The 13,577-nt window shown below is 74.9% G+C and carries 8 protein-coding genes and 1 pseudogene; 6 read left to right on the top strand and 3 right to left on the bottom strand.

The window, feature by feature from the left end; genetic code table 11:
- Window positions 1-8: 8 nt before the first annotated feature.
- The 3 genes and pseudogenes from ACFWV2_RS13700 to ACFWV2_RS13690 all read left to right on the top strand — a co-directional run.
- A pseudogene (locus ACFWV2_RS13700) lies at window positions 9-899 on the top strand (hypothetical protein); the annotation flags it as partial.
- A 44-nt stretch (window positions 900-943) separates the two neighbouring features.
- Window positions 944-3,661 carry a DUF6493 family protein gene (locus tag ACFWV2_RS13695; protein WP_384405173.1) on the top strand — a complete coding sequence of 906 codons (2,718 nt, stop codon included), beginning with the start codon at window positions 944-946 and terminating at the stop codon, window positions 3,659-3,661.
- A 76-nt stretch (window positions 3,662-3,737) separates the two neighbouring features.
- Window positions 3,738-5,207, top strand: coding sequence for a GNAT family N-acetyltransferase (locus tag ACFWV2_RS13690; protein WP_384405172.1), 1,470 nt, complete (start codon window positions 3,738-3,740; stop codon window positions 5,205-5,207).
- Here ACFWV2_RS13690 and ACFWV2_RS13685 read toward each other — a convergent pair.
- Window positions 5,092-6,345: a trans-sulfuration enzyme family protein gene (locus ACFWV2_RS13685; protein WP_384405171.1), complete on the bottom strand. Its 1,254-nt coding sequence runs from the start codon at window positions 6,343-6,345 to the stop codon at window positions 5,092-5,094. The genes ACFWV2_RS13690 and ACFWV2_RS13685 overlap by 116 nt on opposite strands.
- 59 nt (window positions 6,346-6,404) lie before the next feature.
- On the opposite strand from ACFWV2_RS13685, the gene ACFWV2_RS13680 reads away from it, so the two are divergent.
- From ACFWV2_RS13680 to ACFWV2_RS13670, 3 genes are all read left to right on the top strand, one after another.
- Window positions 6,405-6,902 (top strand): Lrp/AsnC family transcriptional regulator, encoded by a 498-nt coding sequence (locus ACFWV2_RS13680; RefSeq protein ID WP_384405170.1) that lies wholly within the window; start codon window positions 6,405-6,407, stop codon window positions 6,900-6,902.
- A 49-nt stretch (window positions 6,903-6,951) separates the two neighbouring features.
- Complete coding sequence (locus ACFWV2_RS13675) at window positions 6,952-8,655, top strand: DUF885 domain-containing protein (protein ID WP_384405169.1); 1,704 nt, start codon at window positions 6,952-6,954, stop codon at window positions 8,653-8,655.
- 99 nt (window positions 8,656-8,754) lie between these two features.
- Window positions 8,755-9,204, top strand: coding sequence for an Lrp/AsnC family transcriptional regulator (locus ACFWV2_RS13670; RefSeq protein WP_384405168.1), 450 nt, complete (start codon window positions 8,755-8,757; stop codon window positions 9,202-9,204).
- Here ACFWV2_RS13670 and ACFWV2_RS13665 read toward each other — a convergent pair.
- On the bottom strand, window positions 9,194-12,235 hold the full coding sequence (locus ACFWV2_RS13665) for an AAA family ATPase (RefSeq protein WP_384405167.1): 3,042 nt from the start codon (window positions 12,233-12,235) through the stop codon (window positions 9,194-9,196). The two genes, ACFWV2_RS13670 and ACFWV2_RS13665, sit on opposite strands and share 11 nt — an antisense overlap.
- Window positions 12,232-13,401 (bottom strand): exonuclease SbcCD subunit D, encoded by a 1,170-nt coding sequence (locus ACFWV2_RS13660; RefSeq protein ID WP_384405166.1) that lies wholly within the window; start codon window positions 13,399-13,401, stop codon window positions 12,232-12,234. Before ACFWV2_RS13660 ends, ACFWV2_RS13665 begins: the two co-directional genes overlap by 4 nt.
- Window positions 13,402-13,577: the final 176 nt, after the last annotated feature.

The following is a 13,577-nucleotide window of genomic DNA, read 5'->3' as shown; positions in this document are numbered from 1 at the left end:
TCGTATCCATGACCCGATCCGTGCAGGCGCTCGCCTACGTCCGCCCGTCCGCGCTGCAGTCCGCGGGCGCCGGCCGGCTGCTCGGTCCGCAGACGGCGGGGGGCCTCACGCCCCGGGGTGCCGAGGCCCAACCCCGCTTCTTCTCGGGCTTCCCGGCCTCTCCGCAGGTCGCGGCCCGAGGGCTGCTCGGGGTCGCCGACGTGGCCGCGGCCCGCTACCACCAGCGGATGCGGCCCGGGTCGCTGGACCCGGTGGTGACGGGGAGCGGGGACCGGCTGCGGTTCGGGTCCTTCTCCGGCTGCGGCGGGGTGTACGCGCGCCTGGACGTGCTCGCCGAGCGACTCGGGGGTACGGAGACGGGCCACGGCACCACCGAAGCCGACGTCGACGATCCGCCGCGGGAGGCGCTGTCGCGGATGACGGGGGACGATCCGCTGCACCTGCCGGTGGGCCGTCCGACGACCCGGCCGGGCCCCGGCGCCGTGTGCCTGCCGGGGCACGACCGGCTGATCGCCCTGGAGCGGGTGCTCCGGCACGCGACGGGCCTGCGGGTGTACGGCCCCCCGGTGCAGGACGGCACGCCGGCGACGGCGAGCGCCTGGGAGGCGGTCCTCCCCGGTATGCGGCTGACGCTGTCATTGTCCCCCGACCCCGCGCGGGGCTTCTCCGGCGAGGGCGGCGCACGGGGACGGGCGCCGGGGCAGGCGCGGGGGCGGGCGCCGGAGGGGGCGGAAGCGGCACGGGGACAGGCGGCGGGACGGCGGCGGCGGGCGCCGGGGGAGGCACAGGGACGGGCGCCGGAGCGGGCGGAAGCAGCACGGGGGCGGGCGCCGGAGCGGGCGCGACGAACGCCGGTGCGGTGCGATGACAGGGCCCGGTCGGGGCGGCAGGGGGCGGAGGACACCATGGGGGGGGCGGCGTGGACAACGGGACGGGACGGGGCGTGGGGATCGTGACGGGTGACGGCGCGGAGGTCGGCACGGAGACAGGCCCGGGCAGCGCCACGGAGGCAGCCTCCGGGGTCGAGAAGCTGCTCGCGGCGGTGCGCGCGGGCCTGGCCGCGGAGGTGCCGGCTCTTCTGGGACCGTTGGACGACGCCGACCGCAAGGCCGCCCTCGCGCGGCTGAGGGTGTTGCGCGCCGAGGTGCGCGCCGGGCAGTGGGGGACGCCTCCGTACCTGGCGAACCGCATCCGCAGCGCGCTGTACGTGGCGGGCGCCGGCTGTCTGACGGGGGTCGCCGCGGCCGCGAGCTGGCTCGGCGCGCGCGATCTGATGATGTGGCGGACGGACGGCCTTCTCGCCCTCGCCGCGCTGGGCGAGCGGGACCCGGCGTGGGCGGCGGACCTGGCCGGGCGCCTGGCCAGGAGGCAGGCCGTCGCGGAGAACGGCTACCCGCTGCTCCACGGGCTGGTGGTCCGATCCGGCTACACGGTCCCCCCGACGGACGGTTACGTCCTCGGGTGGATCCGGCACATCACCGACGACCTGCTGGTGGAGCGGCTCCGGGAGGACCCGCAGACGCCCGTCCTGGTGGCCCACGCGCTCGCGATGGCCGAGACCCCTGAGCGGTTCACGCGGACGGTCCGTCCCGGCTCGCCGAAGCACTGGCCCACGGCGCTGCTCACGCTCGTCGCGGAAGGGGTCCTCGACCGGGGTGAGGTCCTGGACCTGTGCGTGTCCCGGCTGCTGCGCGGCGGCCCCGTCCGGAACCTGCGTTTCCCGCTGGAGATGGTACGGCTGCTCGAACCCTCCCCCGCCGAGCTGCGGGAGCGGATCCCGGACTGGATCGGGATCGCGGTTGACGCGCCGTCGCTCGTCGCCGGGTACGCCCAGGACGTCCTGGGAGAACTCGCCGCCGTGGGGGCGCTGCCGGTCGGGGCTCTGGCCGAGATGACGGCCGGCGTCCTCTTCCGGACCGAGAAGAAGCTGGTGCGGGCGCAGTTGACGCTGGCGGGCAAGGCGCTGGCGCGGGAGCCAGGCGCGGCGGGCGAGCTGTTGCCCGCCGTGACGGAGGCCTTCGGGAACGAGGACACAAGTGTCCAGGAACGGGCCCTGAAGCTGGTGGGCCGTCATCTGCCGTCGGTGGGGCCTCAGGCGCGGCGTGAGCTGGCCGAGGCCGCCGGGCTGCTGAGCCCGACGCACCGGCCGGCCGCCGTGGCCCTGTTCGGGACGGACCTGGAGGAGGAGGCCGGGGCTCCGTACGAGGAGATCCTGCCGCCGATGCCCGAACGCCTCCTTGTCGCGCCCCCGGCGACGACGGTCGAGGCGCTGATGGAAGAGCTGGTGACGAAGGGGCTCGTCGAGGATCCCGTGGCGTTCGAGCGGGCGCTCGACGGGCTGGTGCGGCTCGCACACCGGGACCGCGCGACGGTGGTGGAGGCGGTTCGGCAGACCTTCCCCCGGCCGGAGTGGCACGAGACGTACTACTTCGCGCACCACACCTACGGGGTCGAGGTGGTGCTCGCGGGGCTGCTCGGTCTGCTGGACCGGACGCGGGTCGGTCTCGGCCGGGCGAACGGGCGCGGCCCGGCCTGCTGTCTCCACCGGGCTCTGTCCGGGGTCCTCGACGCGCGCCTGTGGGAGGCCGCCGACCTGATCGGCACGGCCGCGCTGCCGTCCCTCCTGGCCGCGCCGACCTGGCACAGTGGCGCCATCGATCCGCTGGTCCTGGTGGAGCGGCTGCGGGGCTACCGGGACGCGGACGTCGAGCCCGCTCCGGCCGACTTCGCGCAGGCTCTGCTCCGGGTCCTTCGGACCGACCCCTCTGCGGGGCGGGCAGCCGAGGAGGCGGCGGCGCTCGGCACCACGGGCGGTCGGCGGCTCGCCGCCCGGCTACGGGAGGAGGCGCCCGTGGCCGCGTCGGTGCGGTTCCTCCCGCGGGGCGAGGACCGGTCCTCGATGCCGTGGTGGCTGATCGACCGGATCGTGGTCGACATCGCCGACCGCCCCGCCGTGCGCGAGGAGTTCCCACCCCCCTTCCGGTGGCTGGGCGGCACTCTGGAGGCGAACCCGCGCCGCTGCCACCACGGGGAGAACAGCCGCGCGCACTGGTCCCCGGTGCTTCCGGCCGACCGGGAGGTCCTCGCGGCCTGTCTTCTGCCGACCCTCGCGGGCTGCGTCGAGGGGGACACGCGCGGCCTGACCGAACCCCTGACCGCGCTGGCAGAGGCCGAGGGCCCGGTCGGCCGGGCGGTCCATCTGGCCGTGGCGTTCGGTCTCGGCTGCGTGGACGCCGACGACCGGCTGCGCGCGGTGGACGCCGTTCTCGTCCTGGCCTCGCGGGGCGAGCTGGACGCCCGGCGGCTCGGCGAGGAGCTGGGGTGGCTGGTCGCGGAAGGCTCGGTGAAGCCGAACCGGCTGGCGGACGCGGCCCGGACGGCGGCGGTCACCGGGGCGTACGGGACGGTGTGGGCGGTCCTGGCGGCGATGCTGCCGGGTCTGCTCTCCGCTCGGGTACCGGTGCGCGGGCTCGGCGAGGTGCTGGCGGTCGCGGCGGACTCCGTGGAGCGGTGCGGGGCCCGGGGGGAGGTGGCCGGGCTCGACACGGTGGCCTCGGGTCGTGGTTCCTCGCAGCTGGTGGTGCAGGCCAGGCGCCTGCGGAACGCACTCCGTCAGAGGGCCGATCAGATCCCGACAGAAACGGCCTCAATCAGCCTTTAAGCTGCCAGACGGGCGCTTAACCCGTCAGTCACAAAGCGTTCGTGATCACGCAACACCACTGGGTCACAGTGAGGTCATGACCGATGTGACGTCTTCGAAGAGCGCCCGCCGCCCCCACCACTGGCGGCACGACCTGATCGAACTCGCCGCCCTGTTCACCGCCGTGGTGGTGGCCGACACGATCGCCAAGACCATCGTCAAGGGCCCCGACGGCCACTACCTGCTGGTCTTCTCCGCGATCGCGCTGGTCGCCACCGCCGCCTTCCACACCTGGTGGGCGCGGAGGCACAGCCATGCGCCGCCCGCCGGCCCCGTCGGCGGGCACTCCCCCGCGACCCGCCCGGCCGGGGCGGCGCCCCGGGCGGAGGCAAGGGAGCAGCCGGAGGAGCCCGGCGTGCCGGTCGAGACCGCGCTGTGGCGGATGCGCACCACCGTCGCGGACACCCCGGGCAGCCTCGCCGCCCTGTGCACGGTCCTCGCCCGCATGGGCGTGGACATCCTCACCCTCCAGACGCATCCGCTCGCCGACGGCACGGTCGACGAGTTCCTGCTGCGCGCCCCCGCCGACCTCTCCGCCCACGCCCTCGCCCGGGAGACCGCGGCGGCCGGCGGCCGTGACACCTGGACCGAGCGGGCCGACGCCCACGATCTGGTGGACACCCCCACCCGGGTCCTCGGCCTCGCCACCCGCACCGCGCTCGACGCCGCCGAACTGCCGCTCGCACTGCGCCAGCTCCTCGGCCGCTGCACCCTGCACTCCGTGCCCGCCGTCTCGCTCACGGGCCGCCCGACCGGTGAACCCGCCCCGGTCGAAGGCGTCCTGGAGGAGACCGTGATGCGGCTGCGCGACCCCGACGGCGGCACCCTCATCGTGGAGAGGCCCTATCTCCCCTTCACCCCGACCGAGTTCGCCCGTGCCCGCGCCCTCGTCGAGCTCGACGCCCGGCTCGGCCCGCGCGTTCCGCGCAGCCATGACGTCCTGACCCTGCCCGAGGGCAACGAGATCACCGTCCGCCGCGCCGACCAGCGCGATCTGCCCGCCGCGCGTGCCATGCACGACCGCTGCTCGGCCCGCACCCTCGGCCTGCGCTACCACGGTCCGGTCGGCGACGCCGACCGCTACCTCGACCACCTGCTCAGCCCTCGCTTCGGGCGCACCCTCGCCGTGCAGACGACCTCCGGCCGTCTCGTCGCCCTCGGGCATCTCCTCTGGGACGGCGACGAGACGGAGGTCGCGCTGATGGTGGAGGACGACTGGCAGCGCCGTGGCATCGGCTCGGAGCTCCTCGGCCGGCTCGTCGCGATGGCGGAGGAGGCCGGCTGCGCGAGCGTGTACGCCGTGACCCAGTCGTCCAACACGGCGATGGTGGCCGCGATGCGGGCACTGAACCTGCCCCTCGACTACCAGATCGAGGAGGGCACGCTGGTGATCACTGCCCGGCTGGCCTCGGCACCGCGACCGGCCGACCGCCCGGAGCCGCAGGAACAGACACGGGAACGGCAGCAGGAGCAGCGGCACGAGGGAGTGCGGCGGCCGGGGCGCTGAGCGCCTCGGTCAGATCCCGCCACAGGTCCTCGACGTCCTCGAGACCGACCGACATCCTCAGCAGCCGGTCACTGACGCCCGCCGAGCGCCGGTCGCCCTCGGCCACGATCCGGTGGCTGATGGAGGCCGGGTGCTGGATGAGGGTGTCGACGCTGCCGAGGCTGACGGCGGGGGTGATGAGCCGGACGCCGGCGATGACGTCGTGCGGGTCGCCGTACACCTCGAAGGCGACCATCGCGCCACCGATCCGCGGGTAGTGGACCCGGGCGATCCGGGGGTCGGTGGCCAGTCGGCGTACGAGCTCCGCGGCCGTGGTGGACGCCGCCCGTACCCGTACGGGCAGGGTGGAGAGGCCGCGCAGCAGCAGATAGCCGGCGAGCGGGTGCAGCACGCCGCCGGTGGCGAAGCGCACCTGGCGGAGGGTACGGGCGAACTCCTCGTCACAGGCGACGACTCCGCCCATGACGTCGCCGTGCCCGCCCAGGTACTTGGTGGCGCTGTGCAGCACGATGCGGGCGCCCTGCTCGACGGGACGCTGGAGCACCGGCGTGGCGAAGGTGTTGTCGACCAGGAGCGGCACGGAACCGCAGGAGTGGGCGAGGGCGCGGATGTCCGCCTCGGCGAGCGTCGGGTTGGCGGGCGACTCCACCATGACCAGGCCGGTGTCGGGCCGGATCGCCTCGGCTATGCCCGCGGGATCGGTCCAGGTCACCTCGGTGCCGAGCAGTCCGGCGTCGAGGAGGTGGTCACTGCAGCCGTACAGCGGGCGGACCGCCACGACGTGCCGCAGGCCCTGGCTCGCCCGGGCGAGGAGCACGGCGGTGAGGGCGGCCATGCCGCTGGCGAAGGCGACGGCGGACTCGGTCCCCTCCAGGCGGGCGAGGGCCTCCTCGAAGCGGGCGACGGTGGGGTTGTCGAGCCGGGCGTAGACGGGCGGCCCGTCGAGCCGGGCGCCGGTGGTGGCGAACTCGTCGATCCGCGCGGCCTCCGCCCGGGCGTCGTACGAGGGGTAGGTGGTGGACAGGTCGAGCGGCGGGGCGTGCAGACCGAGCGAGGCGAGGTCTTCGCGGCCGGCGTGCACGGCTTCGGTGGCGAGGGCCCTCGGGGTGGCCGAGGGGCCGTAGTCCATGGCGTCCATGGCCGCACTGTGAACGGATACCGGGAAGTAGGGGGAAAAGGCCGTGCTACGTTCGACCGATGGCCGATTCTGTCGTACTGGACGCGGTCGATCTGCACATTCTTCGCCTCCTGCAGAACGACGCCCGGACCACCTACCGGGAACTCGCCGCCGAGGTCGGGGTGGCGCCCTCCACCTGCCTGGACCGGGTGTCACGGCTCCGCCGCACAGGCGTCATCCTCGGACACCAGCTACGACTGGATCCGGCCAAACTCGGCCGGGGGCTTGAAGCGCTCCTTCTCGTCCAGGTCCGCCCGCACCGGCGGGAACTGATCGGTCCGTTCGTCGACCGGATCCGGGCCCTGCCGGAGTCCCGTGCGCTGTTCCATCTGACGGGACCCGACGACTACCTGGTGCACGTGGCTGTGGCGGACCCCGCCGACCTGCAACGACTCGTCCTCGACGAGTTCACCTCGCGCCGCGAGGTCGCCCGCGTCGAGACCCGGCTGATCTTCCAGGAGTGGGAGTGCGGCCCTCTCCTGCCGCCCTCCCCGGGCCCTTCCTTGTCAGCCGACTGAGGCCGGACGAGGGTGACGGGGGGCCGCCGGAGAGTCCAGGATGGCCCCCATGCCAGAGACTTCCAGCAGCACGCTGCCCCGCCAGGTCGCCGACGACCACGTCGACGCACTCATCGCCCTCGACCCGATCACCGGTACGTACCTGGGAGTCAAGGAGAGCGCCGGACTGCTGCCCGACTTCTCGCCCGCCGGCCAGCGGGCCGTGGCCGACCTCGCCCGCCGCACGCTCGCCCGGCTCGACGAGGCCGAGCGCGCGCCCGGCGCGGACAGCGAGGCCGAGCGGCGGTGCGCCCGGCTGCTCCGGGAGCGCCTGACGGCGGAACTCGCCGTGCACGAGGCCGAGGAGGGGCTCTGCGCGGTCAGCAACATGCGCTCGCCCGCGCACAGCGTCCGCATCGCCTTCACCGTGATGGCCACGGAGACCGAGGAGGACTGGACGGCGGTGGCGTCCCGGCTGCGCGCCGTCCCGGCGGCCCTCGAGGGGTACCGGGCCTCGCTGGAGCTCGGTCTCGAGCGCAAGCTGTTCGGCGGACCGCGGCCCACCGCCACCTTCGTCGACCAGCTCACCGAGTGGTCCGGCGCGGAGAGCGGAAGGCCGGGCTGGTTCGAGCAGTTCGCCGCCGCGCGGCCCGACACCCTGCCCGAGGAGCTGCGCGCCGAACTCGCGCGCGCGGGCCGGAGCGCCACCGACGCCGTCACCGCGCTGCGGGACTGGATGCGCGACGTCTACGCCCCGGCCGTCGCGGACGCCCCGGACACGGTGGGCCGCGAGCGGTACCAGCGCTGGACCCGCTACTTCAACGGCACCGACCTGGACCTCGACCAGGCCTACGCGTACGGCTGGACCGAGTACCACCGGCTGCTCGACGAGATGCGGACCGAGGCCGAGCGGATCCTGCCGGGCGCCGACCCCTGGGAGGCGCTCGCCCACCTCGACGAGCACGGCACGCACATCGAGGGGGTGGAGGAGGTCCGGCTCTGGCTCCAGCGGCTGATGGACGAGGCCATCGAGGCCCTCGACGGCACCCACTTCGAACTGGCCGACCGTGTCCGCCGTGTGGAGTCCCGCATCGCCCCGCCGGGCGGCGCCGCGGCGCCGTACTACACCGGCCCGTCCGAGGACTTCTCACGCCCCGGCCGCACCTGGCTGCCGGTGGACGGCACGACCCGCTTCCCGGTGTACGACCTGGTGTCGACCTGGTACCACGAGGGCGTCCCCGGCCATCACCTGCAGATGGCGCAGTGGGTGCACGTCGCCGACCGGCTCTCCCGCTACCAGGCGACCATCGGCAAGGTCAGCGCCAACATGGAGGGCTGGGCGCTGTACGCGGAGCGCCTGATGGACGAGCTCGGCTTCCTGTCCGACGCGGAGCGGCGGCTCGGCTACCTCGACGGCCAGATGATGCGCGCGTGTCGGGTCATCGTGGACATCGGCATGCACCTGGGCCTGGAGATCCCGGCGGACTCGCCGTTCCATCCGGGTGAGCGGTGGACGCCCGAGCTGGCGCAGGACTTCTTCCAGCGGCACAGCAGCCGTCCGCCGTCGTTCGTGGAGAGCGAGATGACCCGTTATCTGTCGATGCCCGGCCAGGCCATCGGCTACAAGCTGGGCGAGCGCGCCTGGCTGCTCGGCCGCGCCAACGCGCGGGCGGCGCACGGCGACGCGTTCGACGCGAAGGCCTGGCACATGGCGGCACTCTCGCAGGGGCCGCTGGGCCTCGACGACCTGGTCGAGGAACTCTCACGCCTCTGAGCACGCCGCTTCCGAGCACGCCGCCTTCGAGAACGCCGGCCATGAGATTCCCCGGCTGATCGCTTGATCGGCCGGGGAATCCCCTGCTAATCCTCGTCCATGACCACCGACCACACCCCCGACGCCACCGACTGGCGCATCCTCGAAGCCCTCCAGGCCGAAGGACGCGCCAGCTTCGCCGACCTCGCCCGTACGGTGTCGATGTCGCCGTCCGCGGTGACCGAGCGGGTGCGGCGCCTAGAGGAGGCGGGGGTGATCGCGGGGTACACGGCCATCGTCGACCAGGACCGGCTCGGCCTTCCCATCCTCGCCTTCGTGCGGCTGCGCTACCCGCACGGCAACTACAAGCCGTTCCACGACCTGCTCGGCACCACGCCGCAGATCCTGGAGGCGCACCACGTCACCGGCGACGACTGCTTCGTCCTCAAGGTCGCCGCCCGTTCGATGAGGCACCTGGAGGAGATCACCGGGAAGATCGCCACCCTCGGCGCGGTGACGACCAGCATCGTCTACTCCTCGCCGCTTCCCCGGCGTCCGCTCAGCCGCTGAGCGCGTCGCCACCGGTGCGCAGCCGCACCGCGGAGCCCCGCCGCGCCTTGACGACCTCCAGCTGGACCGGGATCCGCCGGCGCAGATCGCCGACGTGGCTGACGATGCCGACGCTGCGGTCCCGCTCGCGCAGCGAGTCGAGCACGTCGAGCACCTCGTCGAGGGTCTGCTCGTCGAGGCTGCCGAAGCCCTCGTCGATGAAGAGGGTGTCGAGCCGTACGCCGCCGGCCTCGTCCGTGACGACGTCGGCGAGGCCCAGGGCGAGGGCGAGCGAGGCGAAGAAGGTCTCGCCGCCGGAGAGCGTGGCGGTGTCGCGCTCGTTGCCGGTCCAGGCGTCGACGACGTGCAGCCCGAGTCCGGCCCGCTTGCCGCCGGAGCGTGCGTCGGAGTGGACCAGGGTGTAGCGGCCGGAGGACATCCGCTGGAGGCGGGCGGTCGCGGCGGCGGCGACCTGTTCGAGGCGGGCGGCGAGGACGTACGACTCCAGGCGCATCCTGCGCTCGTTCTCGGCGGAGGTGCCGGCGGTGAGAGCGGCGAGTCGGGCCACGCGGTCGTACTCCTCGCGGAGCGGCCCCAGTCGGCGCACCTCGGTCACGGCCTGCCGGGACAGGCCGACGAGGTCGGTCACGCGTTCGCGGGCGGCGGCCAGGGCGGACGCGGCCGCGCGGAGCGCGCGTTCGGCCGCCGTGTGGGCGGCCGCGGCGGCGACGGGGTCGGCGGGCGGGAGGGCCGCGGCGGCGACGGTACCGGGCTCGGCGAGCCGGTCGGCGACCGCGGCGGCCTCGGCCTGCCAGGCGTCCACGCGGTGCTGGTGGTCCCTGCGGTCGCTCTCCCGGAGGAGCGCGGCGGCCGCCTCGGCCGGGGTGGTGAAGCCCGCGCGGTAGGCGGCGTCGGCGAGCCGGTCGTCGGCCTCCTTGAGCCGCTGGGCGGCGAGTTCGGCGGAGCGTACGGCTCCGGCGGCGTCGACCAGGAGGCCGATCCGCCGCTCCAGACGGGTGGCGTGCTCGGCCACGGTGCCGAAGGCGCCCCGTCCAAGGGCGAGTTCCTCGTCGAGCGCGGTCTGCTCCCGCTCCAGGGCCTCCCGCCGCGAGGTCCGGGCGGCGACGCGCCGCTCGGCCTCCCGCTGGACGCCGACCCGCTCCTCGTACTCCCGCTCCGCCCTCGCGAGGGCCTCCCGCGCGCCGTGGCTCTGCCCGGCGAGCGCGTGGGCCTCGGCGTGCAGACGTGTCAACTCCTCCACCTCGCCGGCGAGTTCACGGACGAAAGGGTCGGCCACGGCGGAGGGCGTGGCACCTGCAAGGGCCTCCGTCCGGGCGGTGGACCAGGACTCGCGGAGGACGGCCAGCTCGCGTTCGACGGCCGTGCGGGTCTCCTCGGCGCGGGTGTAGGCCGCGTAGGCGGCTTCCTCGGTGGCGCGATCCACGTGGTCGGCGGTGGTGCGGGCGGGGGCCGGGTGCGTGGTGGAGCCGCAGACCTGACAGGGGTCGCCGTCGCTGAGGGTCACCGCGAGCTCGGCGGCGATGCCCTCCAGGCGGCGGGACTTGACGTCGAGCCAGCTCTCGTGGGCGGTGTTCCGTCGCTCGCGGGCGTCCGCGAGGCGCGTCTCGGCCGTCCTGACGTCCTCGGCGAGGCCGTCACGGCGGCGGGCCGCGGCGAGCCGGCGGCGGGCGGGTTCCAGGCGGCCCGCGAGGTGTTCGGCACGGGCCGCGGCGTCCCTGGCGGCCTCGACGCGTTCGGTGAGCGCGGCACGGCGCGGTTCCCAGCCGGCGAGCCAGTCGGCCGCGTCCCGCAGGACGTCGTCGTCGGCGCGCGCCTCGCGGGCGAGGACGGCGCGCTCCTCGGCGACCGTGGCGGCGCGGCGCTCGGCGCGGCGGGCGGCCTCCAGCCCGCCGAGCTCCTCGCGGAGCCGGTGTTCGAGCGCCGAGAGGTGGTCGGCCCCGGCGTCGGCGAGGTCGGCGGGCAGCAGGGCGCGGGAGCGTTCCCGCGCGGTCCGGGCGGTGGCGTGCTCGCGCTCGGCGTCCTCGCGCAGCCCGAGCGCGGGTGCCACCCGGTCCGCCTTGAGGCTGCGGTCAAGGGCGGCCTGGAGGCGGTCGCGTTCGGGGGCGCGGGCGGTGAGCCGCTCGTGCCGGAGGAGCGCGTCGGCGTGCCGGGCCTGCCGGGCGGCGAGGTCGTTCTCCGCGTCGAGGGCGGCGCGCGCGGCGCCCTGCCGGGCCTCGGCAGCGTCGAGCCACACGCGCGCGATGTCGAGGGCCTCGCGGGCCTCGGTGCGGGCGACGGCGGCCCAGGTGAGGACCGCGTCGGTGAGTCCGGGGTCGCCCGGCCGTCCTTCGACGGAGGTACGGGCGACGCCGAGGCCGCCGGCGGCCTGGCCCATCCGGTGGGCGAGGGCGAGGAGCCGCTCGTCCCCGTCCTCGACCTGCCGCTGTGCGGCGCGCCGCAGATCGGCGAGGCGCTCCTCGACGGCGGCGAAGCGCCGGGTGTCGAAGAGGCGCCCGAGGAGCCTGCCGCGGGCCTCGGCGTCGGCCCGCAGGAAGCGGGCGAAGTCGCCTTGCGGGAGGAGGACGACCTGGCAGAACTGCTCGCGGCTCATGCCGACGAGCTGGGTGATCTCCTCCCCTATCTCCTGGTGGGAGCGGCTGAGGCCGGCCCACGTGCCGGTGGCGGGGTCGTACTCGCGCAGCCAGGTCTGCGCCTTCTCGGTGGTGAAACCGTCACCGCGCTTCTTGGGGCGCTGCTGGGCGGGGCGCCGGGTGATCTCGAGACGCCGCTCCCCCACGGTCAGTTCGAGGACGACCTCGGTGGACGTGCCGACGGGGGCGTGGTCGCTGCGCAGGGACGTGCCGGGGTTCTGGCGGACGCCGGGCACACTCCCGTACAGGGCGAAGCAGACGGCGTCCAGGACCGAGGTCTTGCCGGCGCCGGTCGGGCCGTGGAGGAGGAAGAGTCCGGCGGACGACAGGGCGTCGAAGTCGACGGTCTGCGTGCCGCCGAAGGGTCCGAACGCGGTGATCTCCAGGCGGTGCAGCCTCACCGGCCCACCTCGCGCTCGGCCGTGTCGACCCGTACGTCGTCGAAAGCCCCGTACAGGACCGTCCGCTCGGCGCCGTCGAGGGTCGCGCCGCCGCGCACATGCGCCACGAAGTCCTCCGCGATCTGCTGGTCGGTGCGGTCCCGGAGCCGTTGGCCGTAGGAGGCGGTGGGGTCGTCGCCGGTCCGGTCGGGGTCGAAGACCAGGTTCAGGGTGTGCGGGAAGCGCCCGGCGAGGCGGGCCATCGGTTCGGCGGGGCGCACCGGGTCGGTGAGCGTGGCCTCGACCCAGGACTGCTCGTGGGGCGTGAGCGCGGGGTCGTCGAGGAGGTCGTCGAGCCGGCCCCTGAGCCGGGCGAGGGGGCGCGGGACGGGGCAGTCGATCCGCTCGGCGGTGAGCACGGCACCGTCCGCGCCGAGATCGATCAGCCACATCGTCTTGCGGTGGTCGGCCTCGGAGAAGGAGTACGCGAGCGGGGAGCCGGAGTAGCGCACGCGCGGAGTGAGGGTCTGGCTGCCGTGGAGATGGCCGAGAGCGACGTAGTCGACGCCGTCGAAGACCCCGGCGGGTACGGCGGCCACGCCGCCGACGGTGATGTCGCGCTCGCTGTCGCTGGGCGCGCCACCGGCGACGAAGGCGTGGGCGAGGACGACGGAGCGGGTGCCTGCGGGCCGTCCGGCGAGGTCGGCGCGGACCCGGTCCATGGCGGCGGCGAGCACGGCCTCGTGACCGGCCTTCTCGGCGCCGAGGCGTTCTCTGACGAGTGCCGGTTCGAGGTAGGGCAGGCCGTAGAGGGCGACTTCGCCGTGGTCGTCGGTGAGGACGACGGGCGTGCCGACGCCTGCCGGGTCGGTACGCAGGTGGATGCCGGCCCGCGCGATGAGGCCGGCGCCGACGCCGAGGCGGCGGGCCGAGTCGTGGTTGCCGGAGATCATGACGGTGGGCACCCCGGCCTCCGCGAGGCGGTGCAGCGCGGTGTCGAAGAGTTCGACGGCGGGCAGCGGGGGCACCGCACGGTCGTAGACGTCGCCGGCGACGAGGACGGCGTCGACGCGGTGCTCGTGGACGGTGGCGACGAGGTGGTCGAGGAAGGCGGCCTGGGCGCCGAGGAGCCCGACACGGTGGAAGGAACGGCCGAGGTGCCAGTCCGAGGTGTGCAGGAGCCTCACGATGCCGTCCCACCCCGCATGTGCGCCGCTCCTCGCCGCTCGTCCCCGTCGTGTGCGGCCTCCACGCTATCCCGCCGGGAGGTGTGGTCGGGCCCGCTCCCGCGCACCGGTCAGGAGCCCGCGCGCGGCGAACGGGCCGTGCGGGCCGGGCCGGAGGGGTGGGGCGGCGGCGGCCG

The organism is Streptomyces sp. NPDC058671, assembly GCF_042716475.1.
GTDB lineage: Bacteria > Actinomycetota > Actinomycetes > Streptomycetales > Streptomycetaceae > Streptomyces.
Note: the sequence above shows the minus strand (reverse complement) of the source record. Positions and strands in the feature narration are given on the sequence as shown.

Bases quoted from the DNA above. Each gene is read 5' to 3' on its own strand.
- ACFWV2_RS13690 (WP_384405172.1), top strand. From the start codon at position 3,738: ATGACCGATGTGACGTCTTCGAAGAGCGCCCGCCGCCCCCACCACTGG.
- ACFWV2_RS13685 (WP_384405171.1), bottom strand. From the start codon at position 6,345: ATGGACGCCATGGACTACGGCCCCTCGGCCACCCCGAGGGCCCTCGCC.
- ACFWV2_RS13680 (WP_384405170.1), top strand. From the start codon at position 6,405: ATGGCCGATTCTGTCGTACTGGACGCGGTCGATCTGCACATTCTTCGC.
- ACFWV2_RS13675 (WP_384405169.1), top strand. From the start codon at position 6,952: ATGCCAGAGACTTCCAGCAGCACGCTGCCCCGCCAGGTCGCCGACGAC.
- ACFWV2_RS13670 (WP_384405168.1), top strand. From the start codon at position 8,755: ATGACCACCGACCACACCCCCGACGCCACCGACTGGCGCATCCTCGAA.